Source organism: Nonomuraea typhae, from assembly GCF_009760925.1.
GTDB classification, from domain to species: domain Bacteria; phylum Actinomycetota; class Actinomycetes; order Streptosporangiales; family Streptosporangiaceae; genus Nonomuraea; species Nonomuraea typhae.
The window spans coordinates 104,921-129,625 of sequence record NZ_VRLV01000006.1 but is presented as its reverse complement, the minus strand read 5'-3'; the positions used below and the strand labels follow the sequence as shown (position 1 = coordinate 129,625).

Below are 24,705 nucleotides of genomic sequence, written 5' to 3'. Positions count from 1 at the left end.
TTCGCGTGCCGTTCTGACATTTTGACTTTCTGTCAGCACTGGCACCCGAGCAAGGCCGGTGTCCGCTTTTTGTCAGGCGCCGGAATTATCACCCGAGAAAAGAAAAGGCGCCCGGGCCGGCCGGGCGCCTTTCACGAAGATCAGGAAGCGCGTACGTACACGGTCGAGAAGACCTCGGACAGCTTCTTCAGGTCGCTGGCGGCGTCCACCTCCGGCGTGGCCGGGTCGTAGATCGTGGCCAGGCGGGCCTTGATGGCACTGAGCTTCTTGAGCTGCTCCCAGGCGGGGCTGTCGGCCAGTTTGTCGCCGAGCACGCGGTTGACCGCGCCCTTGCCGTCCTGCCAGCGGGTCCAGAGGATGACGCTCTCGGCGGCGTCGGCCTGCAGCGGCTGGGCGATGCGCTCGGTGATGGCCTTGGTGGCCTGCTCGGCGGTCAGCGGGGAGGAGCCGGGGCCGGTGAAGCCGGCGTCCTCGGCGGCCACGTGCGCCCAGGCGTCCCAGGCGCGGGCGCGGACCTGGATCCACTGGTTGCGCTGGGCGTCGGCGGCGCCGATCTTCCAGGTGGCGTACTCGGTGGACAAGTGGCCGTTGTCCAGGCCGAGCTGGTCGACCAGGCCCTTCTCCAGCCAGGCGCCGATCTTGTCGGGGTCGAGCAGCGGGTACTTCTTGCCGACCGCGGCCTTGCACTCCTCGTTGGCGCCGCAGCCGAGCACCGGGACGACGGTGTGGAGGGCGAGCTTCCTGCCGGGCACGGCCTGGCGCAGCGCGTGGGATGCCTCGGTGACGAACTTGTCGATCTCCTCGGCGCTCTGCAGCACGTTGTTGTAGCCGACCTGCGAGCTGAAGCGCACGCCCACGACGCCCGGGGCGGCGGCCAGGGCGGCGACCTTCTTGGCGGCCTCGGCCAGCTTGCCGGCCTTCCAGTCGTCGGCCAGCTCGGCGTCGATCCACACCCGCATGCCGTCCTCGCGGGCGGTCTTGGCGCTCTGGCCGGACGTGGTCTTCTCCGCGGCGGCGGCCTCGGCCTGGGAGACCTCGTCGGGGTCGACGTGGCACTTGGTGCCGTCGGGGCAGTTGTCCGGGGTGCCGCCGTCCTCGGCGCCGTCGACGTCGGGGTCGCCGACGTCGTGCATCTGGCCGTCGCCCTCGAGGCTCGGGTCGCAGGCGTTCTCGGCCTCACTGCAGTCGATCTCGACCGCGCTGTTGGGCCCGGCGTTCTTCATGTTCTCGCCGTCGTTGGCCAGCCAGAACGCGGCGATGTCGGCCGCTTCCTCCGGGGTGGCGAGCCATGTGCACATGACGTAGGCGGGAGAGTCGCTCGACAGCAGCTCGTTACAGGTCCTCGGATCGTCCGCCGACCAGGCGGGGATGCCGATACCCAGCATCGACAACGCGAGTCCGATGACGATGAGCGGGCGAAGTCGCATGGCACCTACTCTGGGAGGATCAAGGGGGCATGTTGCACACTACTGGGACGATCAGCTCTCTTCAATGAGATCGACAGCGTTCTTCACCCCGTTTTCGGCTCGCAGTAACCGGCCGATGTACTGGGATTTTTCCTGATAAATCGGTACGGCTCGCAGCCGCGCCGCCAGTTCCCCAGCGGTCAGCCGCTTGATCGGCAACGGCGGCGGCCCGGCCCCCAGCGCCGCCACCCTCCGCCCCCAGAACGGCTGGTCGGCGAAGAACGGGCACACCACGCCGGGCACCCCAGCCCGAAGCGCCGCCGCCGTCGTCCCCGCCCCGCCGTGGTGCACCACCGCCGCCATCCTGGGGAACAACGCCGCGTGCTCGCTCTCGAAGACCGGGAACACGCGGGCCGACCCGTTGACCGGCAGCCCCTGCACCACCGCGCGTACCCCGGCCAGCCGTACCGCCTCCTCGACCCGCTCGGCCACCAGCAGCGGATCGGCCGCGATCATGCTGCCGAACCCGACGTACACCGGCGGTGGGCCGTCCTCCACGAACGCCGCCAGTTCCTCGTCCAGCCCCTGCCCGGGCAGCGTCCAGTACCCGGTCAGCCGCACGTGCTCAGGCCAGTCCTCCGGCCGGGGCACGACGTGCGGGCTGACCCCGCACAACACCGGCACCCGCGCCCGCCGGTCGGCCGCGAACGGGCTCCCCCGCATCCTGCCCAGTCCGAGCACCCGGGCCCGCAACCGGTTCACCATGCGCCCGAGCACCAGCCAGCTCAGCCGCTCGACCGCCGCGTAGCTGGCCACGTTCCCGAGACGCCCGAGGGTGGCCGCCGGGACCAGCGGATTCGGGAAGACCCCCGTGGGGTGGCTCGGCTGGAAGTGCAGGATCCGGTACGGCATGCCGTACCGCTCGTGCAGGTGCCGGCCGAGCGCGCCGAGCGCGGGGGCGAGCACCAGGTCGGCCTTGGCGCAGGCCGCGTCCACCTCGGCCACGAGCCGCTCGGCCAGCGGCTCCACCACGGCGCGGAACCCGCGCACGAACCCGAGCGGCCCGCTGGCCAGCCACGCCCGCCCCGCCGGGCTGTCGGCCACGGCCGCCGGGTCCACGCTGAGCGGCACGTGCAGGACTCCGGCGCCGACCAGGTGCGCGTAGCGGCGGGCGGCGACGACCAGCACCTCGTGCCCGCGTGCTGCCAGCCCCTGGGCCAGCGCCACGCACGGCTGCGTGTCCCCGCGGGATCCGAGCGCCAGAACCGCCACCTTCATGACACGCTCACCACGCTGACCAGCGCCCCGGACAGGACGAGCACGGCGGCGGCGAGCAGCCCCGCGGTGTACCCGGCGGCGAACGTCCCGGCCGCGTGCACGATCCCACCGATCCCCGCAATGCCAAACAATCCGGATACCTCCCTGCTCACGCTGAACACCCCGCCCGCTACCCCGGCTCTGGACTCCGGAACCGCGCCGAGCACCGCCGAGCCGAGCGGCGTGGTCAGCGCCGACCCCACGCCGATCGCGCAGACGGCCGGCAGGAGCTCGGCCCAGCCGTCCCCGGGCCGGAGCAGGGCCGCCACGACCATCCCGCCCGCGACCAGCACCAGCCCGGCGGCGACGGTCCGCCCGGCGCCGTACCTGCGCTCCAGGTACGGCACGGCCGGGGTCACCGCCACGACCAGCACCGCCAGCGGCACGAACGCCGCCCCCGAGGCCGCGGGCGTGAACCCGAGCACGTCCTGAAGGAAGATCGCGGTGTAGAAGAACACCCCGTTGGCCCCGAGCCCCCACGTCACCTGGGCCAGCACCCCGCCGGTGAAGCTCCGGGCCCGGAACAACGTCAGGTCCGCCATGGGCTCGGCGCCACGCCGTTCCACCGACAGGAAGCCGAGCAGCGCCACCAGGCTCACGACCGCACCCAGCAGCACCTCGGGCCGGGCCCAGCCGTGCTCGGCCCCGTGGATCAGCACGAACGTCCCCGAGGCCAGGAAGACCACGGACGTCACGATCCCCGGCACGTCCAGCCGCGCCCGCGCCCGCGCGACCGGCGGCAGCGTCACCAGGGCCAGCCCGATCACCAGCGCCGCGAGCGGCACGTTGAGGAGGAACACCCACCCCCAATGCGCGTGCTGGCTCAGCCACCCGCCCACCACCGGCCCGAGCGCCAGCGCCGCGGCCCCGGAGGCCATCCACACCGCCACCCCGGCCGGCCGCCGCTCTCCCGCCCCGGCCAGCACCGCCAGCGTGGCGGGCAGCACCAGCGCCGCCCCCGCCCCCTGCACGACCCGGGCGGCCACGAGCACCTGCACACTCGTCGCCAGCCCCGCCACCAGCGAGGCCGCGCCGAACACCGCCATCCCGCCCGCCAGCACCCGCCGGTGCCCCCACACATCGGCCAGCCGCCCACCGGCCAGCATCAACCCGGCGAACGTGATGACATACCCCGTCGCCACCCATTCCAGCGCCGCCAGCCGTACCCCGAGCTCACGCCGGATCGTCGGCAGCGCGACCGTGACGACGGTGTTGTCCAGCGTCGTCACGAACCCGGCCAGCCCGACGATCGCGAACAGCCCCCGCGCGCTCACGGGTCCTCCTCCGCCCAGGCCCACCCGCCGTCCGGGGCGGCCTTCACCACTCTGGTACGGCTGGCGGTGACCTTCACCCATCCGGTGCTCCGGGCCCTGGCCGGCTTCCTGACCGGCGGCCGGGGAGGCGCGGGCGGCCGGGAGACGGGGGCGTGGGCGGGCAGGCGGCGGTGGACTCCCCGCAGCCACCCGGGCAGCCACCAGTTGGCCCCGCCCAGCAGCCGCATCGTCGCCGGCACCAGCAGCGCCCGCACCAGCGTGGCGTCGACCACGATGGCGGCGAACATGCCTGCCCCGAGCAGCTTCACGATCGTGATGCCGGCGGTGGAGAACGCCCCGATGACCACGAGCAGCAGCAGTGCCGCGCTGGTGATGACGCCTCCGGTCCGTTCCAGCCCGGCGGCGACGGCGGCGGTGTTGTCCCCGGTCCTGAGCCATTCGGCCCGCACCCGCGACAGCAGGAACAGCTCGTAGTCCATGGACAGCCCGAACACCACGGCGAGGATGAGCACGGTCACGGTCGCCTCGACGGTCCCGGTCGGCGTGAACCCGAGGAACCCGGCCAGGTGCCCGTCCTGGAACGCCCAGACGATCACCCCGAACGAGGCGCCGATCGACAGCACGTTCATCAGCAGCGCCTTGACCGGCAGCACGAGCGAGCCGAACGCGGCGAACAGCAGCACGAACGTCACCCCGCCCACCACGAGCGTCATCCACGGCAGCACGGCAGCGAGGCTGGCCATGAGGTCCATCTGCGCGGCCGTGGACCCGCCGACCACGGCCGCGCGCATGTTGGGTTCGAGGGGCATGGCCCGGATCCGGGTCACGATCTGCTGGGCGGCAGCGGACATGGGGTCGGCGTCGTAGCGCACCGACAGCCGGATCGCCCCGTTGGCCCGGGAGACCCCGGTCACCTCCACTCCGGTGACGCCGGGCAGCGCGTCGATGCGGTCGGCGAAGGGCCGGGCGTCGAGCGGGCTGACCGGCGTGACGGCCGAGACGGGGCGATGCCCCGCGGGCGGGCCGGGTTCGCCGGCGAGGTCACGCTCGATGAGGACGTGCACGTCGACGGCGGCCATGGAGTTGCGGGCGAAGTCCCGGTCGACGGCCTCGGCCACCAGGCGGCTCTCGGTACCGGCGGGCAGCACCCGGTGGTCGACGTTGCCGAACCGCACGTGGGCGAACGGCAGTGCCAGCGCGACCAGCACGGCCGTCACGCCGAGGAGATAGAGGACGGGCCGCCGCATGACGCTGATCGCGACCCGGTGCCAGAACCCGCCGCCCCCGCCCAGGTCGGGGACGAGCCGGACGGCGTCCACCCGCCGCCCCAGCACGCCCAGCAGGGCAGGCAGGACCACCAGCGCCGCCAGCATGGCCACCAGCACGACCGCCGCCGCCCCGAGCCCGATCGAGCGCAGGAACATCTGCGGGAACAACAGCAGCCCCAGCAGCGCCGTGGCCACGGTGAGCCCGGAGAACGCCACGGTCCGCCCGGCGGTGGCCATCGTGCGCACGACCGCCTCCTCGTTGGTGGCGCCCCGCCGTACCTCCTCGCGGAAGGCGCCGAGCACGAAGAGCGAGTAGTCGATCGCCAGCCCCAGCCCGAGCATGGTGACGACGTTGAGCGAGAAGACGGACACCTCGGTGACCTCGGTCAGCAGGCGCAGCAGGACGAGCGCGCCGAGCACCGACAGCAGCCCGACGACCAGCGGCAGCCCGGCCGCCACGAGGCTGCCGAAGACGATCACCAGCAGCACGAGCAGCACCGGGAGCGAGATGGCCTCGGCGCGGGCCAGGTCGCGGGCGGTCTGGTCGTTGAGCTGCGCGAGCAGCGGCACCGCGCCGCCCACGCGCACCTGGAGGTTCTCGACGGCCAGCCGGTCCTCGATCCCGGCGTAGTGCCGCTGTTTGGTCTGGGGGCCGCCGCGCAGGGTGATCAGCGCGTAGGTGGCGTGCTTGTCGGCGGAGACCATCGTGGGCGCCGCCGTCGTCCAGTAGGTGGCCAGCCTGCGCACGTGGGAGGCGGGCAGGCGGCGCAGCGAGTCGTGCACGGCCTTCTTGAAGCGCGGGTCGGCGACCTTCACCCGGGGGTGCCGGTAGAGCACGACGACGTCGGGGGCGTTGCCGCCGTACCACTCGTCGTTCCAGCGCGCGGCCGTGGTCGAGTCGGCCTTCGGGTCGGCGAAGCCGCCGTCGCTCATCCGCCCGAACACCTCCAGCCCGAACGGCGCCGCCAGCACGGCCAGGGCGAGGCTCAGCACCAGCAGCGTCCATCTGCCGCGGTAGACGATCCGCCCGGCCGACTCAAACAAAGGCGTCCTCCAGATAGGCCGCCAGGCAGGCCCGCCGCGCGATCTTCCCGCTGGAGGTCCTGGGTACGGCTCCCGCCTCGGCCAGCACGACGTCGTGGACGGTCAGGTCGTGTTTCCCGGCCACGGCGGCGCGCACCAGCCTGGCCACCTCCACCGGGTCGGCGTCCTGCCCGCGCCGCGAGCGCTCGGCGACCACGACCAGCCGTTCGCCCTCACCGCTGGGCACGGCGAAGGCGGCCACGTGATCGCGCCGCACCGCCTCGCACGCCTCCTGGACGGTGACCTCGATGTCCTGGGGGTAGTGGTTGCGCCCGTCCACGATGATCAGGTCCTTGATCCGCCCGGTCACGTAGAGCTCGCCGTCGTGGATCACCCCGAGGTCGCCGGTGCGCAACCAGCCGGACCCGAACACCTCGGCGCTGCGCTCGGGGTCGCGCCAGTAGGCGCGGGCGACGTTCGGCCCCTGCACGAGGATCTCGCCCACGTGCCCGTCTGGCGCGTCCACCCGCACCCGCTGCCCGGTCGGCCGCCCGCACGAGACCAGCGTGGTCTTGTTCCCCGAGCCGTACGGCACCGCCCGCCCTCGCCCGAGTTCGTCCCGGTCGAAGTCGGTGACTTGGGGACGCTGGTCACGCCCGGCGGCCGCGACGAAGACGGTCGCCTCGGCCAGGCCGTACGCGGGGGTGTGGGCCTCCGGCCGCAGCCCGCACGAGGCGAAGGCGGCCTGGAAGGCGGCGATCGTGGCGGGCCGGACGGGTTCGGCGCCGTTGAGCATGACCCGCACGCCGGACAGGTCGAGCCCCTCCTTGTCGGCCTCGCTGACCCGGGCGGCGGTGTAGTCGTAGGCGAAGTTGGGCCCGCCGGTGTAGACGTCGGGGAACTCGCTGAGCAGCCGCAGCCAGCGCACGGGCCGCATGACGAAGGCGACCGGGTCCATGAAGGCCACCTGGTTGCCGCCGACCATGGGCAGCGCGATGGTGGCGATCAGGCCCATGTCGTGGAAGAGCGGCAGCCAGAGCGCGGCGACGGAGGTGCGCGGGGTGGCGGCGAACGCCTCCCAGAGCTGCAGGGCGTTGGCCTCGATGTTGCCGTGGGTGATCTCGACGCCGGTGGGCCGGCGGGTGGAGCCGGAGGTGTACTGCAGGTAGGCCAGGTCGCCGGGGGCGATCGGCTCCTCCTCCCACTCGTCGGCGAGCAGGCTGGAGACGGCGTCCACGGCGAGGGCGGGCAGGTCCGCGGCGAACTCGTGCACGCCGGGCAGCGCGGCCGTGGTGGTGAGGGCCAGGGCGGGCCCGGCGTCGGCGTGCGCGCCGGCCAGGCGCTCGGCGTGACCGGGCAGGCCGGGCGCGAACAGCGGGACGGCGACGGTCCGCGCGTAGAGCGCGCCGATCACGGCGACCACGTAGTCGAGGCCCTGGGGCGCGAGGATGGCGACCCGGTCGCCCGGTGCGGTCAGCTCACGCAGCCGTACGGCCAACGCTCTGGCTCTTCTGTCGGCCTGTTTCCAGGTGAGCGTGTGCCGTACGCCGCCGCCCAGGTAGTCCACGAAGGTGTAGGCGGGCGAGTCCGGGATCTCCCCGGCCCATTGGGCGACTCGCTGTATCAGCACGCTCACGATCCAGCAAATTACGGCAGAGACCACCGCGTTTCTTGCCTGTCATCAGCAACATTCCAGGGCCGGACTTGTTACCCGCTGACAGAAATGCCAGAGCAGGGCGGGACAATGGGCCAGGTGCAAAGCTATATCCGGGATCTCGGCCTCCTCCGGGACACCCGATTCACCCTCCTCCTCACGGCCAGAACCATCTCCGTCCTCGGCAGCGCGTTCGCCCCCGTGGCACTGGCGTTCGGCGTCCTCGGGCTGCCCGGCGCCACCGCCTCCACGCTGTCGGTGGTGCTGACCGCCGAGTCGCTGCCCATGGTGTTGTTCATGCTGGTCGGCGGCGTGGTCGCCGACCGGTTCCCGCGGCAGCGGGTGATGATGGCCGGCGAACTGGTCAACTCCGTCGCCTTCTTCGCGCTGGCCGCCATGATGTTCACCGGATGGACGCCGCTGTGGGCCATGGCCACGGCCGCGGCGCTCAGCGGCATCGCGATGGCCGTGCTCTTCCCCGCCCTGACCGGGATCATCCCGGAGGTCGTGCCCGCCGACCGGCTGCAGACCGGCAACGCCCTGCTCGGCCTCGGCGCCAACACCTCCCGCGTGGCCGGAGCGGTGCTCAGCGGCATCGTCGTGACGCTGGTCGGCGGCGCCTGGGCGCTGGCGGTGAGCGGGCTGATGTTCGGCCTCGCCGGAGCGCTGATCGCGATGTTGCGCCTGCCGCCGCATCAGCAGGAGTCCGGTGAGCGGCACTCCGTCCTGCGCGATCTGAAGGAGGGCTGGAAGGAGTTCAGCTCCCGCCAATGGCTCTGGGTGGTGGTGGCCCAGTTCTCCGTCATGATCATGGCGCTGCAGGCGGCCCACGGGGTGCTCGGCCCGCTGGTGGCCAAGGAGCATCTCGGCGGCCCCGGCGCCTGGTCGATGGTACTGGCCGGGGAGGCGGTCGGCACGCTGGTCGGGGTGTTCGTGGCACTGCGCTTCCGGCCCAGGCGCCCGATCCTGGCCGCGACCTTGCTGTGTTTCCCCTCGGCGCTGCCGTACCTGCTGCTGGGGGTGAGCGCACCGCTGTGGATGGTCATCGCGGGGGCCTTCGTGCTCGGGGTCTGCTTCGACGTGTTCGGGGTGTTGTGGCAGACCACGCTGCAGCGGGAGGTGCCGCCGGAGGCGCTGTCGCGGGTGAGCTCCTACGACGCGCTCGGGTCGTTGATGTTCGGGCCGCTCGGGCTCTTGCTGGCCGGGCGGCTGGCGGTCCTGGTGGACGCCAGGTCGGCGATGGTGGTCTGTGCGGCCGTGGTCCTGGTCTCGACGGCGGCGGCGCTGCTGTCGCCCGGCGTGCGCAACCTGCGCGCCCCGACGTTCCCGGCGAAGTAGTCGTTCGACGCCTTCTGGTACATCAGGATCATCGCGCCGAGCACCGCGGCCAGGTGGACCACCCGGCTCAGGCCGAAGGCCCAGCTCGCCATGTCGGCCTCGGCGAGCGCCCGGCCGACGTCGCCGCCGTCCAGGAGGAACTGGACCGGGCCGATGACCAGGGAGAGCGTGCCGAACACGCCGAGCAGCACGGTCAGGCCGAGCCTGGCCCAGTTGCGGCCCTGGCGCAGGTTGGCGACCATGGCGACGGCGGCGGCGAAGACGACCAGCCGCAGGCCGAGACCGAAGGCGAGGTCACCCGGGGTCGCGGTGCCGTTGACGAGCATGCCGCCGACGGCCAGCGCGGTTTCGAGGGCGCCCATGCCGACGGCCAGCAGCCACAGTCCGGCCGCGGCGCCGACGGAGCGGGGAGCGTGTGCGTTCATACCACTCATTCTGAGTCTCTGACCTGCTCCGACGCCGCCCCGCCCGCCCCCGGAGCGGCAGTAGGGCAGGCCCTACTTGTGCACTCCGCTGGTCCGCAGCCCGCGGACCGGGACCCGCTCGTGCAGGCCGAACCTGGCCTCCGGCGCGTGCTCGCCCGCCAGCACCCCGGCCACGTACTCGGCCAGCACCGGCGCGTGCTTGAACCCGTGGCCGGAGTCCCCGCCCATGAGCCAGACGCCCGGCTCGGTCTCGGCGATGATCCACTCGCCGTCGGGCGTGAGCGCGTACGGGCAGACCTGGCTGAACAACACCGGCGCTTGGGCCAGCGACGGAAACCGCCGGGCGAGGTACTCCCTGGAGCGCTCCTCGCTGCGCCGCTCCACCACGCGGGAGCCGTTCTCCGGCTCGTACGGCTCGCCGTCGGCGTCGGAGGTGGCCTTCATCCCGACCCCGTCCACGTCGCCGTGCCCGTAGGCCGATGCCTCGTAGTCCACCCAGGCCGGGGTACCGGGCACGGTCCACTCCGGCGGCACCGCGAAGTTCAGGGTGTCCTGCTTGGTGACGGTCACGGGCACGTCGAACACCTCGGGCAGCCACGCCCCGGCCGCCCAGACGACGCGGTCGGCCGTCCGCACGACGCCGTCGATCGCGACCCCGCCCGCCGCCGGCACCGCCCGCCCGCGCACCAGCTCCGCCCCCGCCTGTACGGCCAGCCGCGCCGTCACCTGCGTGGCCCGGCGCGCCCTGATCACCCCGGCGTTCGGCTCCCACAGCAGGAAGCTGAGCCCGTCGCCGCGGAAGTCGGGGAAGAACCTGCCGCCTTCGTCCGGCTCGAGGATCTCGCAGGGGATGCCGAGGTCCTTCATGGTCTGGGCGCTGGCGTGCTCCCAGCCGTCCGGGGTCTGAGCGAACCACATCATCCCGGCCTCGAGGTAGAGCTCCTCCCCGGCCTTCTCCTCCAGCCGCCGCCACCCGTCGCGGGCCTGCCAGGCGAGCTGGGTGTACCAGGCGTCGCCGCCGTGGGCGGTGCGCAGGAGCCGGGTCTCACCGGCGCTGGACTGCCGCAGGTGCCCGGGTTTGTGCTGCTCGACCAGCGTCACCTGCCAGCCTGTTTCGGCCAGCCGCAACGCGAGCGACGCTCCCCAAATACCGGCTCCAACCACAATGACCGATTTCATGGCATCCACCGTGGCCGGTGATCCCCGCCCGCCGCAAGACCTCAGACCACGATCAGCTTCACCACGACGCCCGCGCAGTTGCCCGCCACGCAGATGCGCACCGGGATCTCGTACAGCCCCGCGGCGGCCGGGACGCCGCCGACGTGGCCGTCCGGGCCGATGCTCACGCCCTTGGGCAGCTTGTCGTAGTCGGTCACGCTGAACGTGGGCAGGACGCCGGTCGGCCCGCCGTTCACCGCGATGTCCCCGCTCAGCGGGGTGCCGACCTTGCCGGGGAAGGCCAGGTTGACCGGCTCCCATGGAACGTTCCGGAACACCACGAGCGTGACCACCTGCTCGACGCAGTCCGTCCCCCGGCACAGCTTGACGGCGTGGGCGAAGGTGCCGGGCCGCTGGGGCTTGCCGGACAGGCGTCCGGTGACGCCGAGGCTGACGCCGGGCGCGAGTTCGACGGGGCGGATGTCGGTGTCCGGCTCGAACGGCATGATCCGCTCGTCCACCTCGATGCCTTCGGTGGCGTAGAAGGTGCTCTCGACGAGCTGGGCCGGCCGAGTCGGCATGGGCGGGGTGATCGTGCTGTCGCGGACGAGATTGCCGGCCTGGTCCCCTACCGAAGGGAGGGCGGGGATCAATGCGCAGATAGCCAAACCGCCAATCAGGACAAGCCACCTTTGCCGCATATTTACCCCCCGGTCCGCCTAACCGGGTACCTACCCGTTCTGTGCGGAGCGTCACACCAGCACCACGCATAATCAACTGCATGGCCGCTGAATCTGCCCAGACCTTGGAGCGGGGGCTCCGCCTGCTCCGGCTGCTCGCCGACGGCCACGGGGGCCGCACGCCCACCGAGCTCGCGACCTCGCTGGGGCTGAGCAGGCCCGTGGTGTACCGGCTGGTCACGACGCTCATGAACGAGGGCTTCGCGCGCCGGGACGCCGACGGCCGGGTGCACCTCGGGTTCGGGGTGCTGGTGCTGGCGCAAGCCGTACAACCGCTGCTGCGTGCGGCGGCGCTGCCCACGCTGCGGCGGCTGGCCGAGGAGGTGGGCGCCACCGCGCACCTGACCGTGGCCGAGGGCGACGACGGGCTGGCCGTGGCGGTGGTCGAACCGTCCTGGACCGACCTGCACGTGGCCTACCGCGAGGGCTCCCGCCACCCGCTGGCCAAGGGCGCCGCGGGGAAGGCGATCCTGGCCATGCGCGGCGGCCACACCGGCTACCAGGTGAGCGAGGGCCAGCTCCAGGAGGGCGCCAAGGGCGTGGCCGCGCCGGTGACCGGGCTGCCCTGGCTGGAGGCGTCGGTCGGCGTGGTGACGTTCGGCGGCCTGGCCGAGGGCACCGGGCCCCGGGTGGTGGCGGCGGCGAGCGAACTCGCCACGGCGCTGGCGTGAGCCCGGTTGACAGCACACACGCAGATGAAGGACGGTAGTTACACATAGAGGACGTAAGTGTCCGATAAGCGGACGGAGTTGAGATGCCTTACTACCGGCTCGTGGGCGAGGTGCCCAGGAAGCGCCACGTGCAGTTCCGGCGGCCCGACGGCGGCCTGTACGCCGAGGAGCTCATGGGCGAGGAGGGCTTCTCATCCGACTCCTCGCTGCTCTACCACCGCTATCTCCCCACCGCGATCGTCAAGGCCGAGGCCGTCGAGCCCTTCCAGGCCGCCGCCCTCAGCCCGAACCTGCCGCTCTCCCCGCGCCACTTCCGCACCCAGGACCTCACGAGCGCCGGCGACCTGGTCACCGGCCGCCTGCTCCTGGCCGGGAACGGCGACGTCCGATTGTCGTACGCCACCGCCGACCGGCCCAGCGAGCTCTACCGCAACTCCATGGGCGACGAATGCGTCTACATCCAGAGCGGCAGCGTGCGCTTCGAGTCCACCTACGGCGTCATCGAGGCCGGAGAAGGCGACTACATCGTCATCCCGACCGGCACCATCCACCGCTGGGTGCCGTCCGGGCAGGTCAACATCCTGGCCATCGAGGCCGCCGGGCACATCAGGCCGCCCAAGCGCTACCTGTCGCAGTACGGCCAGTTCCTGGAGCACGCCCCCTACTGCGAGCGCGACCTGCGCACCCCGCAGGAGCCCTTCACCGTCGAGGGCGAGGAGGTGCCGGTCCTCGTCCGCACCCGCGGCGGCCTGACCCGGCTCGTCTACCGCAACCACCCCTTCGACGTGGTCGGCTGGGACGGCTACCTCTACCCGTACGCCTTCAACATCAACGACTTCGAGCCGATCGTGAAGAAGACGCACGCGCCGCCGCCCGTGCACCAGACCTTCGAGGGCCCCGGCTTCGTGGTCTGCTCGTTCATGCCCAGGCCGCTGGACTTCCACCCCGAAGCCGTGCCGATCCCCTACAACCACCACAACGTGGACTCCGACGAGTTCATGTTCTACGTGGGCGGCGACTACTCCGCCCGCGCCGGCTCCGGCATCGACGTCGGCTCGATCTCCCTGCACCCGGCCGGCTTCACCCACGGCCCGCAGCCCGGCGCCGTCGAAGCCGTCATCGCCGCGGGCGCCACGCACACCAGCGAGATGGCCGTCATGGTCGACACCTTCCGCCCGCTCGACCTCGGCCAGGGCGCCCTGTCCTGCGAAGACCCCGGCTACGCCTGGACCTGGGTCAGATGAGCACGCTGTTCGGCGCCCTCGTCGACGACGCGGGACTGTTCCCCCCGACCTCCCTGCACATGGACGAGGCACTGGCCCGCCACCAGCGCGACCTCGACGAGGGCAACCCGGTGCTCACCCACCGCTTCCTGTGCCCGGCCTCCCGCCTGGACACGCTGCGCCGCGCCAAGCCCCGCCCCAACCGGATGGGCCTCATCCTCGACACCGACACGCTGCCCGCCTTCGACGACCTGCCCGTCGACTTCGTCGAGGTACGCCGGCGGCCCGTCGAGGCCCCGCCCGGCGTGCGCGTCTTCGTCGAAGTGCCCGCCGGCACGTCGCCGGCCCTCCCGCCCGAGGGCGCCGGGCTCAAGGTACGCTGCGGCGGGCTGAGCGCGGACGCCTTCCCGACGGTTCACCACCTGGGAGGCTTCATCCAGTTCTGCGTGGAGAACGCCATCCCGTTCAAGGCCACCGCCGGGCTCCACCACGCCGTACGCCACTTCGACCCCGCCCTCGGCGTGGACCGGCACGGCTTCCTCAACCTCGTCCTCGCCGTCTGCGAGGCCGTGGAGCGCCGCGATCCGGTGCCCGTCCTGCGCTCCACCGACGTGGGACAGCTCGTACGGCTGGCGCTGGCCGTACCGGAGCAGACCGCCAAGCGCGCCCGCGAACTGCTGGTCAGCTACGGCTCGTGCAGCACGAGCGCGCCCATCGACGACCTGACCACCCTAGGAGTGATATGAGCTGGGGGATCGACAACCTGCCTTATGGGGTTTTCTCCCGTGGCGGCGAATCCCCGCGGGTGGGGGTGCGGTACGAGGACCGCGTGCTCGACCTCGCCGCCGCCCTGCACGACGAGGTGTTCGCCACCGGCAGCCTCAACGCCTTCATGGCCCGGGGCCACCGCGCCTGGCGCGACACCCGCGCGGTCATCCGGGAGAAGCTGGCCGACTCGCTGGCCGAGCCGTACCTCATCCCGCTCGACCAGGTCACGCTGCACCTGCCCATCGAGGTCGCCGACTACGTCGACTTCTACGCCTCGCTCGACCACGCCACCAACATGGGGCGCATGTTCCGGCCCAACGCCGAGGCGCTGCTGCCCAACTGGCGCCACCTGCCGGTCGGCTACCACGGGCGCTCCGGGACCGTCGTGGTGTCCGGGACGCCGATCACCCGGCCGAGCGGGCAACTGCGGGCCGGGGAGTTCGGGCCGTGCGCCAAGCTCGACATCGAGGCCGAACTGGGCTTCGTCGTGGGCGTGCCGTCGCCGATGGGCTCGGCGGCCGGGGCGTTCGAGGAGCACGTGTTCGGGGTGACGCTGCTCAACGATTGGAGCGCCCGCGACATCCAGGGGTGGGAGGCGCAGCCGCTGGGCCCCTTCCTGGGCAAGTCGTTCGCCACGTCGATCTCGCCGTGGGTCACGCCGCTCGAGGCGCTGCCCCGGGTGCCCGGGCGGGAGCAGGATCCGGCGCCGCTGGAGTACCTGCGCCGGCAGGGCGACTGGGGGCTCGACCTCGAGCTGGAGATCCGGCTCAACGGGTCCGTGGTGTCGCGCCCGCCGTACCGGAGCATGTACTGGACGCCGGACCAGATGCTCGCGCACATGACCGTGAACGGCGCCTCCCTGCGGACCGGCGACCTCTACGGCAGCGGGACGATCTCCGGCCCCGAACCCGGGCAGCGCGGCTCGCTCATGGAACTGAGCTGGAACGGCACCGAGCCGATCAAGCTGTCCGACGGGTCTACACGGACGTTCCTGGAGGAAGGCGACACCGTCACGATCGCGGCCACGGCGGGCGGCCTCAGCTTGGGGGAGGTATCCGGAACTATCCGATAGCTAACTTGGCGTGACCGAACCGTGACTCCCCGCTACTCTTGGAGACCCCGTCCCCGGAGAGCAGGAGTGAGATGCGGCGTGCCGCGGCGTTCTGCCTCGTTGCCCTGCTCATGGTCACGGGATGCTCCTCGGTCACGGCCGAGTCCCCCGCGCCCGCGCCACCGGTCATCACGACCTTCCCGGCCTTCGACGCCGACCGGGCCAGACCCGACCGCGGGCTCGTGGTCAAGGCCGCCGGAGGCACGCTCAGCAAGGTCCTGGTCTACGCCAAGGGCCGGCCGGTGGCCGGCGCCCTCGAGCCCGGGGGCACCGCCTGGCGTTCGGCCTGGCCGCTGACCCCCGGCACCGAGTACACCGTGACCGCGACCGCCGCCGCCCCGAGCGGGCCGACGACCGTGACCATGGGCCGCTTCCGCACCCGCCAGGGCACCCGCCCCTTCTCGATCGCCTCGGTCAGCCCGCTGCCCGGCGAAACGGTCGGCGTCGGCATGCCCATCATCGTCACCTTCGACGGCCCCGTCCGCGACAAGGCCGCCGTCGAGCGCGCCCTGATCGTCGCCGCCACCAAACCGGTCGAAGGCGCCTGGCGCTGGACCAGTGACACCCAGGCCGTCTACCGCACCGCCCGCTACTGGTCACCCCGCCAGAAGATCACCTTCACCGCGCACCTGTCCGGCGTGCGTCCCTCCCCCGGCGTGTACGGCACCGCCGACCACACCCTCACCTTCGCCGTCGGCCGCAAGCAGACCAGCACCGTCGACACCCGGACCCACCGGATGGTCGTCCGGCGCGACGGCAAGGTCGCGCAGAACATGGCCATCAGCGCCGGCATGGCCACCACCCGCGAATACACCACGACCAGCGGCCTCCATCTCACGATGGAAAAGGGAAACCCGGTGCGCATGGTGTCCCCGGGCCGCAAGAAAGGCGATCCCGGCTTCTACGACGTGATGATCGACCACGCCGTGCGCATCTCCAATTCCGGCGAATACGTGCACGCCAAGAACAACGTCTGGGCGCAGGGCCGGGTCAACGTCAGCCACGGCTGCATCAACGCCCGCCCCGACCAGGCCGCCTGGTTCTTCGCCACCTCCCTGCGCGGCGACCCCGTCAGCATCACCGGCACCGACCGGCCTCTTGAATGGAACAACGGCTGGGGGTATTGGCAACTGACGTGGGAGAAATGGCAGCTCGGCAGCGCGCTCCACGATCCCGCGCCGGCGGGCGGATGGGTGCAACAAGCGCCCCCTCCAGGTTTACCGTAGGAAGGGGAACCAGTTGCAGTCCCAGGCCCGTTTAGCCGTCAGGAGGGCCGGATATGGAAGAATGGGTCATCTGGATCATCCTCGCCGTCGTGCTCGGCGTGGCCGAGATCTTCACCCTCACCGCCTCGCTGGGACTCCTCGGCGCGGCCGCTCTCTTGACCGCCGCCACCGCGGCCCTGGGCCTGCCCATTCCTCTCCAACTGCTCGTCTTCACCCTGTCGTCGGCGGCCGGCCTCCTCGTGATCCGGCCCGTCGCCATGCGCCACATCCGCCAGCCCCAGCTCCAGCGCTTCGGCGTGGAGGCGCTGGTCGGCAAATCCGCCTACGTGATCTCCGAGGTCACCGGACGCGACGGCAGGGTGCGCATCGGGGGCGAGGAGTGGTCCGCACGCGCCTATGACGAAACGCTGGTCATCCCGACCGGGGCGACCGTGGACGTCATCGAGATCGAGGGCGCCACCGCCCTCGTCTATCCCCGGGAGTGATCATATGGAGCTGCTGATCGTCGGCCTCGTCGTCGCCCTGTTCGCGATCATCACGGTACTCAAAGCGGTCCGCATCGTCCCGCAGGCCAGGGCCCGCAACGTCGAACGACTCGGCCGATACCACCGCACTCTGAAGCCCGGACTCAACTTCGTCATCCCCTACATCGACCGCGTCTACCCGATGATCGACCTGCGCGAACAGGTCGTCTCCTTCCGCCCGCAGCCCGTCATCACCGAGGACAACCTCGTCGTCGAAATCGACACCGTCCTCTACTTCCAGGTCACCGACCCACGCGCCGCCGCCTACGAGATCGCCAACTACATCCAGGCCGTCGAGCAACTGACCGTCACAACCCTGCGCAACGTGGTCGGCAGCATGGACCTGGAAAAGACCCTCACCTCCCGCGACACCATCAACAGCCAACTGCGCGGCGTCCTCGACGAAGCCACCGGCAAGTGGGGTCTGCGGGTCAACCGCGTCGAAATCAAGGCCATCGACCCGCCCAAGACCATAAAGGACGCCATGGAGAAGCAGATGCGCGCCGAGCGGGACAAGCGGGCCGCCATCCTCACCGCCGAAGGACAGCGCCAGTCCCAGATCCTGACCGCCGAAGGCGACAAGCAGGGCCGCATCCTGCGCGCCGAAGGCCAGCGCACGGCCGCCATCCTCGAGGCCGAGGGCCAGTCCCGGGCCATCGACCAGGTGTTCCAGGCGGTCCACCGCAACGACCCCGACCCCAAGCTGCTGGCCTACCAGTACCTTCAGGTGCTGCCCCAGCTCGCGCAGGGAGAAGGCAACACGTTCTGGGTCATCCCCAGCGAGGTCACCTCCGCGCTGCAGGGCGTGTCCAAGGCATTCACCGAGGCCCTGCCCCGCTCAGCCGCCACCCGCGAAGAAGCGACCGCCCCATCGGCCGCCGACGAAGAGGTGGCCCGGGCCTCCGAAGCAGCCGCCGAAGCCGTGGCCGACGCGCAGGAGGCGGAGAAGCCGGGGGCACCACGCCAGCTGGGCGCCGCCGTACCGGAGCCGTCGCCTTTCCCGGACCTGGAGAAGGACCCGCGCCGGGCTGAGCGCTGAACACGGTCCCGGAGGTCATCTTCGTGATCAACCATCAACGATCACGTGGCACCAAGATCTCGGCCATGTACATCTAGCCCATCAGGCCGAGGTAGCCCAGTGCCGCCCCCGCCGCCGCCACCACGGGGTACGCCCACCACCTGGGTGCCGGCCCCTGCCGGAGTACCTTGACGCCCAGCGGCAGGAGCGCGGCGCACAACCCCGCGGCGGCGACGATGGACATCGGTCCCGTGCCCTTGAGCACCCCGAGCGGCAGGGACGTCATCAATGCGAGCCCGACCGACCCCACCACCCCGAGCACCTGGGAACGCCACGCGGCCACCGCCAGCACGATCCAGCCGAGGAAGGTCGCGACGTTGAACAGCTGAAAGAGGTGAAAGGACGAGTACTGCTCGCTCACGGCCCGCAGCGCCGCCGCCTGCCCCTGCACGTTGACCAGCTGCATCGCCAGGTGGTTCACCCCATGATGGAAGATCCGTGCCAGCAGCCCGGCGAGCACCAGGGCCCCGCCCCAGCGGGCCAGCCGTGCGTGCGTGGCTCCGATGCGCCTGGTCAGCGCCAGCGTCGCCGGGACGAGTAGCACCAGCCCGGCGGCGAAGACGCTGTAGGAGGCGGTCATCAACGTCGGATTCTGGGCGAATGCGGCGAGCTGGCTGGGGAAGAACCCGTCGGACTCACTTCGCAGCAGGCCACCCGCCAGGAGCAGCGACGGCCCGCCGACCAGCCCCGCACCCTCGATCCACCGACCTGGAAAGCTCTCGTTCGTCATGCCGGCAAGTCAATCGGCGCAGCTCGGGCCGGGCATTGGCGCAGGGACGAGAAGTGGGGGTAGAGCTGGCACTACCCCGGCCGCGCCGCACAGCCGGTCGGGTCTTCGAGGGTCAGGAGCCCAGGTAGGCGAGGACGGCCAGGACTCGCCGGTGGCTGTCGGCTGTGGGCGGCAGGTCGAGCTTGGTGAAGATGCTCGCGATGTGCTTGGCGACCGCCGCCTCGGTGACGACGAGCTCACGAGCGATCGACGCGTTGGACCGGCCTTCGGCGATCAGCGCGAGCACCTCGTGCTCCCGCGGAGTGAGCCGGGCCAGCGGGTCACGCCTGCGGCGCAGCAGTTGACGCACCACCTCGGGGTCGACGACCGTGCCGCCACCGGCCACCCGGGCGAGCGCGTCGACGAACTCGGCCACGTCCCCGATCCTGTCCTTCAGCAGGTACCCGACGCCCGCGCCGTCACCGGATTCCAGCAGCTCCGCGGCATAGGTCTGCTCGACGTACTGGCTGAGCACCAGGACGGCGAGGCCGTCGTGCTCCTTGCGCAACGTGATCGCGGCGCGCAGCCCCTCGTCGGTGAACCCGGGCGGCATCCGCACATCGGTCACGACCGTGTCGGGCGCATGCTCGCGTACGGCTTCCGCCAAAGCGGCGGCGTCCCCCACCGAGGCCACCACCGTGTGACCGAAGCGCTCGATCAACCCGGCGAGCCCCTCGCGAAGCAGCACGTCATCCTCGGCGATCACTACGCGCACGGGATCTCCACTCGGATCAGGGTCGGCCCGCCGACCGGGCTGGACACCGACATTCTCCCGCCCACCACCGCGAGCCGGTCGGAGAGCCCGACCAGCCCCGTCCCGCCGGCCGGATCGGCGCCGCCGCGGCCGTCGTCGCGGACCTCCACCCGCAGCACGCCGTCGCTGAGGCGGCCGCGCACCCAGGCGCGATCGGCCCGGCTGTGCTTGGCGACGTTCGCCAGCGCCTCGGAGACGGCGTAGTAGGCGGCCACCTCCACCGCGGCTGGAAACCGTCCCTCCAACCCTGCCTCCACCTCCACCGGGATGGGTGATCGGTCCGCCGCCTCCCTGACGGCGGCCGCGAGACCGCGGTCGGTCAGCACCTGGGTGTGCACCCCGCGAATCAGCTCCCGCAACTCGCGCAGCGCCTGCTTGGCCTCCTCGTGCGCCAATGCCACCTGCTCCGCCGCCGGCGAGTCCGGTGGGATGTCGAGCTTGGCCAGCCCGAGCCGCATCGAGAGCGCGACCAGCCGCTGCTGGGCGCCGTCGTGCAGATCCCGCTCGATCCTGCGCCGCTCGGTCTCGAAGGCGTCGACCAGCCGGGCGCGGGAAGCCGTCACCTGCTTCAACTCCGTGTCCCCGTCGGTCAGCAGCCCGCGCACCATCGCGCCGCGCGCCCCCGCCCATGCGGTGAAGGTGTAGACCGCGGGCGGCACCAGCAACACGCTCGCCACCGAGACGAGCAGGCCCTGACCGACGCCGATGGCCTCTTCCGGCTGTACGACGGGCGTGAGGAACAGCAGGATCGGCCCGGCGACGGTCAGGCCGAGCATCACCACGTCGATCCAGCTCAGCGCGATCAGCGAAGCCAGCCCCAGCCCGGCGCGACGCCATCGCCCGCCCGCTCGCGTGACCTCGGTCGGGTCCACCAGCCGCAACCGCCACTGCTCGAACCGTGACACCACCGGCACCGCCACCGCCAGGGCCGCCGCTCCCGCGGCCGCCTGTGCCACCGCGTGGCCCAGCGCGCCGATTCCCGCCACGACCAGCGCCACCACACCGCAGAGCGGGGCACTCAGCCCCAAATATCCCAGCGCTCGCCATGGCCAGGCCGATCGTGCGAAGGCCAGGGGCCGCAGCGAGATCGCCTCAAGCGCCGTTCGCACCGGCCATCCCCGCATCTCCCGGCGTCGGCCCGACTCGCTCCTGGCCGAAGGTGATCACGATGTGCGTGGCGTCGGCGCAGCTCACCACCGGCCGCGGCCACGCCCGACTGTCACGCCCACACCTTAGCTTGTCGTTCACGCTTCACTCGGTCATCGTCTTGGCGAACTCCACGGCCAGGGGGCTGAGCGCGGCCCACTGGCGTACCGCCCAGCCGGCTGTCAGCGGCGGCAGTCCGGCTATCGGCACCAGGCGCACCTGCTCGGGCGTGCCGGGCAGGGCGGGCACGATCGCCTGGCAGATCCCGAGCTCGGCGAGTAGGAAGGCGGTGTCCCAGTCCGCCACGCCCGCCGAGGCGGTCGGCCGTACGCCCCAGCGGGCCAGCTGCGTCTCCAGCGACACGCGCGAGATCGAGTGCTCGGGCAGCGCGATGTGCCGGATCGCGGCGAGGTCGGCGGGCCGGATGAGCGTCCTGGCGGCGAGGGGGTCGTCGACGTGCACGGCGAGCACCCAGGGCAGTTCGAGCACCGGTCGCTGCTCGACGCCGGGTATGGGCGGCCCTATGGTGACCCACGCAAGGTCGGCCCCGTGGTCGCGGACGGTCTCCATGCATTGCCGGCTCGACTGGCCGGTCTGGAACTCCAGCACGACGTCGGGGTGGCGGCGCCGGAAGTCCACGATCGAGCGGGACATGAAGTGCCGCACCGAGGTGGCGCCCGTGGTGATGCGGACCGTGCCGCCTTCGCCGCGTCCCATCTCCGCCAGCCGCCGCACGGCCGCGTCGAGCCCGCCGAGCCCTTCGGTGGCCGCCTGCCGGAGCACCTGGCCGGCCGCGGTGAGCACGACCCCGCGCGGCCGGCGCTCGAACAGCGCCAGCCCCACCTCGCGCTCCAGGCGCTTGATGTGCTGGCTGACCGCCGATTGGCTGCACGACATCGCCCGGGCGACGGCACTGAGGCTCCCCGCCTCGCAGACGGCCACGAACACCCGAAGGTCATCCAAGGTCACCCTTGGGAATGTATAAGAAAACCCGAGGATTGACTTGGGTAAGGGTGAGATCAAGGATGAAGGCGGCGGCAACCCGCGGCGGCCGCGCGGGTGCCGACCCCGCCTGCCGGAAGGACGCTCATGCCCCACGCCCTGGACCTGCTGACCGAACTCGGCGCCGAGACGATCGAGCATCCCGGCGGCACCCTCCTGGCCCACCTGCGCAGGACCGCCGCGACGCTGGCCGACTGGGGAGCCGATGAGCCGGTACGGCAGGCCGGCCTGACCCACGCGGCCTACGGCACCGACGGCTTCCCCGCCGCGCTGCTCGGCCTGCACGAACGCCACCGGCTCAGCACCGCGATCGGCCAGGAGGCCGAGGCGCTGGTCTACCTCTACGCCTCCTGCGACCGCGCCTACACCTACCGGCGGCTGCCGCGCTTTCGCGACCGGTTCACCGGACAGGTGGTCACCCCATCGCGCCGGGCGCTGCGCGCCTTCATGGACATCACCGTGGCCAACGAACTGGACCTGCTCGCCCACAGCCCAGACCTCCGGCAGCGCCACGGCGAGCAACTGCGCGCGTGGTTCGCCACGAAGGTCGCCCTGATGAGCCAGGCGGCGGCCGAGCGATGCGCCGTGTTCTTCTGGACGCAGTGACATGGGCGGCCACGGCGGCGCTTCGCGCCTGGACACCGCCCGGATCCGGGCGGCCCGGCGGGCCATCAACCCGATCCTTCTCAACACCCCGCTCTACCGCTGCCAGGCGCTGACGCCCGGCCTCGGGTGCACGGTGAGCATCAAGCTCGAGACGGCGAACCCGGTCCGCAGCTTCAAAGCTCGCGGCACCGAACTGGTCACGACCGGGCTCGCCGGCACGGGCTCGACGGCCGTGGTGTGCGCCAGCGCGGGCAACCTCGGCCAAGCCCTCGCCTGGTCCGGCCGGGCGCGGGGGCTGGAGGTCACCGTCGTGGCCTCCCGCTTCGCGCCCGCAGCCAAACTTGATCGCATCCGCGCGCTGGGCGCCAGGCTGGAGCTGGTGGACGGCGACTTCGACCTGGCCCGCCAGCGGGCGGCGGCCCTCGCCCGGCACGACGGCATCCGGCTGGTCGAAGACAGCCTGGACCTCGAGACCTGCGAAGGCGCGGCGACCATCGGCCTGGAACTGGCGGACACCGCACCCTCCTTCGACGCCGTGCTGATCGCTCTCGGCGGCGGGGCCCTGGCCACCGGCGTGGGCCACGTGCTGAAAGCCCTCGCCCCTCACGTCGAGGTGATCTGCGTCCAGCCGCTGGGCGCGCCGGCGATGACCCGCTCCTGGCAACAGCGACGCGTCGTCACCACCGCCTCCACCGACACCATCGCCGACGGCGTCGCCGGCCGGCACCCCATCCCGGCCGTCCTGAACGACCTCCTCCAGGTCGCCGACGACGCCGTCCTGGTCCAGGAGACCTCGATCATCGCCGGCATGCGGATGCTCCTGCACCACGCCGGCCTCATCGCCGAACCGTCCGCCGCGCTCGGCATCGCGGCGATCCTCGAAGACCGCGACCGCTTCGCCGGCCGGCACGTGGTCACCATCGTGTGCGGCAGCAACGTCGACATGGCGGCATATCACCGCTGGGTCGGCGGGGCTCACGTCCCCCGGCGTTGACGTCACGGAGACCGTGGAGTGGGCCCCGCCGAGGGTGTTACTCGACGTCCAGCGGGGCGCCGTCGCTGTCGACCAGTTCGCAGGCCGCCACCGGCCCATTGGAGACGCGGGCCCAGATGCCGGCGACGGTCGGGCCGTCGGTCTTCTCGGTCACCGCGAACATGAGGACGCCCGTCTGACCGGGACCGATCTTGGCGGGGTCGATCTGGAAGCTCGGCTCGCCGGCGTCGAGCTCCACCGTGGGCGGGAAGACGGACAGCGGCTTCTCCGCCTTCGGCACCCAGCTCTCGCTGCGCTTGCGCGGGCTGCACTGCTTGCCGTCGGGCACGAAGTCGACCACCACGTCGTACCCCATGCCCTTGAGGTTGGCCTCGAGCGCCTTGGGGTCCTTGGCCTCGTTGACGGTGACGGTGAGGGTGCCGTCGGGGTTCTTCTCCACGGCGTAGGCGGGGGCGCCGCCGCCGAACAGCACCGGCACCGCCACGGCAGCCGCCGCGGCCAGGCCCAGCACGGGGGCGAGGACCATCGGGCGGAACAGCCTCCGGCGGGGCGCGGACTGGATCTCGGTCATCACGAACTCCTTAAGCAGGTGGTGACGGCCCTCAGGAAGGTCCCGTTCCTCCGGGAAAACGGTCATGGGGTGCTCTCCTTGACGGACCGGACCGCGGTGCCGCGGTCATCTCTTACCTGTCGCGGCCCCGCCGCGAGTTCCAGCTTCTTGCGCGCCCTCGACAGCCGGGAGCGCACGGTCCCCACCGGGATCCCCAGCGCCTCGGCGGCTTCGGCGTAGTCGAGCCCGGCGCCCACGCACAGCGAGAGGACGTCCTGCTCGTGCCTGCGCAGCTTGGCGAACGCCGCCCGCACGTCCGTGAGGCGCTGGGCGTCGGCCACCCGCCCGATCAGTTCGTCGGCGAAGTCGGGGACGGGGTCGGCGCGCGGCATCCTGGCCATGGCCTCCTGGTGGCGGCGGGCGGCGCGGCGCTGGTTGCGGGTCACGTTGGTGGCCACGCCGAGCAGCCAGGGGCGCAGCGAGCCGCCGTCCGGGTCGATCCGCTCCCTGAGCCGCCACGCCTCCAGAAAGGTCAGCGACACCACGTCCTCGGCCGCCGACCAGTCGCCGGTCAGCCGGTAGGCATGGTTGTAGACGGCCTTGGCGAACTCGTCGAAGAGCCCGGCGAAGGCATGTTGGTCACCGGCCCGGATCCGGGCACGTGTCGTCACATCCACGCT

Annotated in this window: 23 protein-coding genes; 10 read left to right on the top strand and 13 right to left on the bottom strand. The window is 71.8% G+C overall.

Translation table 11 applies throughout. The features are described from left to right. Positions 1-140: 140 nt before the first annotated feature. The 5 genes from FVE25_RS23365 to FVE25_RS23345 are packed head-to-tail and all read right to left on the bottom strand — an operon-like array spanning position 141 to position 7,924. Complete coding sequence (locus FVE25_RS23365) at positions 141-1,427, bottom strand: hypothetical protein (RefSeq protein WP_157249178.1); 1,287 nt, start codon at positions 1,425-1,427, stop codon at positions 141-143. Positions 1,428-1,478: 51 nt separating this feature from the next. Then, positions 1,479-2,684 (bottom strand): glycosyltransferase, encoded by a 1,206-nt coding sequence (locus FVE25_RS23360; protein ID WP_157249177.1) that lies wholly within the window; start codon positions 2,682-2,684, stop codon positions 1,479-1,481. After that, the gene (locus tag FVE25_RS23355) at positions 2,681-3,997 is read right to left on the bottom strand and encodes an MFS transporter (protein ID WP_246267334.1); all 1,317 of its coding nucleotides are present in this window, start codon (positions 3,995-3,997) and stop codon (positions 2,681-2,683) included. Before FVE25_RS23355 ends, FVE25_RS23360 begins: the two co-directional genes overlap by 4 nt. Next, positions 3,994-6,309 carry an MMPL family transporter gene (locus FVE25_RS23350; protein ID WP_157249175.1) on the bottom strand — a complete coding sequence of 772 codons (2,316 nt, stop codon included), beginning with the start codon at positions 6,307-6,309 and terminating at the stop codon, positions 3,994-3,996. The genes FVE25_RS23355 and FVE25_RS23350 overlap by 4 nt, the downstream gene beginning before the upstream one ends. Then, positions 6,302-7,924, bottom strand: a complete 1,623-nt coding sequence (locus tag FVE25_RS23345; protein ID WP_343046154.1) for a fatty acyl-AMP ligase — start codon at positions 7,922-7,924, stop codon at positions 6,302-6,304. The genes FVE25_RS23350 and FVE25_RS23345 overlap by 8 nt, the downstream gene beginning before the upstream one ends. 117 nt (positions 7,925-8,041) lie before the next feature. Between FVE25_RS23345 and FVE25_RS23340 the strand changes: the two genes are divergently transcribed. Beyond that, positions 8,042-9,280, top strand: a complete 1,239-nt coding sequence (locus FVE25_RS23340) for an MFS transporter (protein ID WP_425489497.1) — start codon at positions 8,042-8,044, stop codon at positions 9,278-9,280. Positions 9,281-9,777: 497 nt separating this feature from the next. Here the strand turns inward: FVE25_RS23340 and FVE25_RS23335 are convergent, their stop codons facing one another. Both FVE25_RS23335 and FVE25_RS23330 read right to left on the bottom strand, forming a co-directional pair. Next, a complete protein-coding gene (locus FVE25_RS23335) occupies positions 9,778-10,884 on the bottom strand; it encodes an NAD(P)/FAD-dependent oxidoreductase (RefSeq protein WP_157249173.1) in 1,107 nt (368 codons plus the stop codon). A gap of 41 nt (positions 10,885-10,925) precedes the next feature. After that, positions 10,926-11,444 (bottom strand): hypothetical protein, encoded by a 519-nt coding sequence (locus tag FVE25_RS23330; protein WP_157249172.1) that lies wholly within the window; start codon positions 11,442-11,444, stop codon positions 10,926-10,928. 200 nt (positions 11,445-11,644) lie between these two features. Here FVE25_RS23330 and FVE25_RS23325 point away from each other — a divergent pair, with 200 nt between their 5' ends. The 7 genes from FVE25_RS23325 to FVE25_RS23295 all read left to right on the top strand — a co-directional run bounded on the left by FVE25_RS23325 (position 11,645) and on the right by FVE25_RS23295 (position 18,165). Continuing rightward, the gene (locus FVE25_RS23325) at positions 11,645-12,274 is read left to right on the top strand and encodes an IclR family transcriptional regulator (RefSeq protein ID WP_157249171.1); all 630 of its coding nucleotides are present in this window, start codon (positions 11,645-11,647) and stop codon (positions 12,272-12,274) included. An 83-nt stretch (positions 12,275-12,357) separates the two neighbouring features. Further along, positions 12,358-13,518: a homogentisate 1,2-dioxygenase gene (locus FVE25_RS23320; protein WP_157249170.1), complete on the top strand. Its 1,161-nt coding sequence runs from the start codon at positions 12,358-12,360 to the stop codon at positions 13,516-13,518. Then, positions 13,515-14,243 (top strand): hypothetical protein, encoded by a 729-nt coding sequence (locus FVE25_RS23315; RefSeq protein ID WP_181019685.1) that lies wholly within the window; start codon positions 13,515-13,517, stop codon positions 14,241-14,243. Before FVE25_RS23320 ends, FVE25_RS23315 begins: the two co-directional genes overlap by 4 nt. Beyond that, positions 14,240-15,337, top strand: a complete 1,098-nt coding sequence (gene fahA, locus FVE25_RS23310) for a fumarylacetoacetase (RefSeq protein WP_157249169.1) — start codon at positions 14,240-14,242, stop codon at positions 15,335-15,337. Before FVE25_RS23315 ends, fahA begins: the two co-directional genes overlap by 4 nt. A 71-nt stretch (positions 15,338-15,408) precedes the next feature. Further along, positions 15,409-16,602 (top strand): L,D-transpeptidase, encoded by a 1,194-nt coding sequence (locus tag FVE25_RS23305; protein ID WP_157249168.1) that lies wholly within the window; start codon positions 15,409-15,411, stop codon positions 16,600-16,602. Between the two features lie 53 nt (positions 16,603-16,655). Continuing rightward, positions 16,656-17,087, top strand: a complete 432-nt coding sequence (locus tag FVE25_RS23300) for an NfeD family protein (RefSeq protein WP_157249167.1) — start codon at positions 16,656-16,658, stop codon at positions 17,085-17,087. Between the two features lie 4 nt (positions 17,088-17,091). Continuing rightward, positions 17,092-18,165, top strand: coding sequence for an SPFH domain-containing protein (locus FVE25_RS23295; protein WP_157249166.1), 1,074 nt, complete (start codon positions 17,092-17,094; stop codon positions 18,163-18,165). A 73-nt stretch (positions 18,166-18,238) separates the two neighbouring features. Here FVE25_RS23295 and FVE25_RS23290 read toward each other — a convergent pair whose 3' ends face one another. From FVE25_RS23290 to FVE25_RS23275, 4 genes are all read right to left on the bottom strand, one after another. Next, on the bottom strand, positions 18,239-18,934 hold the full coding sequence (locus tag FVE25_RS23290) for a hypothetical protein (RefSeq protein WP_157249165.1): 696 nt from the start codon (positions 18,932-18,934) through the stop codon (positions 18,239-18,241). Positions 18,935-19,046: 112 nt separating this feature from the next. Further along, positions 19,047-19,688 carry a response regulator transcription factor gene (locus FVE25_RS23285; protein ID WP_219825613.1) on the bottom strand — a complete coding sequence of 214 codons (642 nt, stop codon included), beginning with the start codon at positions 19,686-19,688 and terminating at the stop codon, positions 19,047-19,049. Then, positions 19,679-20,836, bottom strand: a complete 1,158-nt coding sequence (locus FVE25_RS23280) for a sensor histidine kinase (RefSeq protein ID WP_246267332.1) — start codon at positions 20,834-20,836, stop codon at positions 19,679-19,681. Before FVE25_RS23280 ends, FVE25_RS23285 begins: the two co-directional genes overlap by 10 nt. A gap of 142 nt (positions 20,837-20,978) precedes the next feature. Next, positions 20,979-21,842, bottom strand: a complete 864-nt coding sequence (locus FVE25_RS23275) for a LysR family transcriptional regulator (protein WP_157249163.1) — start codon at positions 21,840-21,842, stop codon at positions 20,979-20,981. A gap of 120 nt (positions 21,843-21,962) precedes the next feature. Between FVE25_RS23275 and FVE25_RS23270 the strand changes: the two genes are divergently transcribed. After that, positions 21,963-22,481: a DUF6817 domain-containing protein gene (locus FVE25_RS23270; RefSeq protein ID WP_157249162.1), complete on the top strand. Its 519-nt coding sequence runs from the start codon at positions 21,963-21,965 to the stop codon at positions 22,479-22,481. A gap of 1 nt (position 22,482) precedes the next feature. After that, positions 22,483-23,475, top strand: coding sequence for a threonine ammonia-lyase (locus FVE25_RS23265; RefSeq protein WP_157249161.1), 993 nt, complete (start codon positions 22,483-22,485; stop codon positions 23,473-23,475). Positions 23,476-23,512: 37 nt separating this feature from the next. Here FVE25_RS23265 and FVE25_RS23260 read toward each other — a convergent pair whose 3' ends face one another. Next, positions 23,513-24,112 carry a hypothetical protein gene (locus FVE25_RS23260; protein WP_157249160.1) on the bottom strand — a complete coding sequence of 200 codons (600 nt, stop codon included), beginning with the start codon at positions 24,110-24,112 and terminating at the stop codon, positions 23,513-23,515. After that, positions 24,109-24,702 carry an RNA polymerase sigma factor gene (locus FVE25_RS23255; RefSeq protein WP_181019684.1) on the bottom strand — a complete coding sequence of 198 codons (594 nt, stop codon included), beginning with the start codon at positions 24,700-24,702 and terminating at the stop codon, positions 24,109-24,111. Before FVE25_RS23255 ends, FVE25_RS23260 begins: the two co-directional genes overlap by 4 nt. Positions 24,703-24,705: the final 3 nt, after the last annotated feature.

Coding starts and splice junctions, on each gene's coding strand:
- FVE25_RS23325 (WP_157249171.1), top strand. CDS start 11,645: ATGGCCGCTGAATCTGCCCAGACCTTGGAGCGGGGGCTCCGCCTGCTC.
- FVE25_RS23300 (WP_157249167.1), top strand. CDS start 16,656: ATGGAAGAATGGGTCATCTGGATCATCCTCGCCGTCGTGCTCGGCGTG.
- FVE25_RS23315 (WP_181019685.1), top strand. CDS start 13,515: ATGAGCACGCTGTTCGGCGCCCTCGTCGACGACGCGGGACTGTTCCCC.
- FVE25_RS23265 (WP_157249161.1), top strand. CDS start 22,483: ATGGGCGGCCACGGCGGCGCTTCGCGCCTGGACACCGCCCGGATCCGG.
- FVE25_RS23365 (WP_157249178.1), bottom strand. CDS start 1,427: ATGCGACTTCGCCCGCTCATCGTCATCGGACTCGCGTTGTCGATGCTG.
- FVE25_RS23305 (WP_157249168.1), top strand. CDS start 15,409: ATGCGGCGTGCCGCGGCGTTCTGCCTCGTTGCCCTGCTCATGGTCACG.
- FVE25_RS23330 (WP_157249172.1), bottom strand. CDS start 11,444: ATGCCGACTCGGCCGGCCCAGCTCGTCGAGAGCACCTTCTACGCCACC.
- FVE25_RS23360 (WP_157249177.1), bottom strand. CDS start 2,684: ATGAAGGTGGCGGTTCTGGCGCTCGGATCCCGCGGGGACACGCAGCCG.
- FVE25_RS23295 (WP_157249166.1), top strand. CDS start 17,092: ATGGAGCTGCTGATCGTCGGCCTCGTCGTCGCCCTGTTCGCGATCATC.
- FVE25_RS23320 (WP_157249170.1), top strand. CDS start 12,358: ATGCCTTACTACCGGCTCGTGGGCGAGGTGCCCAGGAAGCGCCACGTG.
- FVE25_RS23290 (WP_157249165.1), bottom strand. CDS start 18,934: ATGACGAACGAGAGCTTTCCAGGTCGGTGGATCGAGGGTGCGGGGCTG.
- FVE25_RS23335 (WP_157249173.1), bottom strand. CDS start 10,884: ATGAAATCGGTCATTGTGGTTGGAGCCGGTATTTGGGGAGCGTCGCTC.
- FVE25_RS23260 (WP_157249160.1), bottom strand. CDS start 24,112: ATGACCGTTTTCCCGGAGGAACGGGACCTTCCTGAGGGCCGTCACCAC.
- FVE25_RS23270 (WP_157249162.1), top strand. CDS start 21,963: ATGCCCCACGCCCTGGACCTGCTGACCGAACTCGGCGCCGAGACGATC.
- fahA (WP_157249169.1), top strand. CDS start 14,240: ATGAGCTGGGGGATCGACAACCTGCCTTATGGGGTTTTCTCCCGTGGC.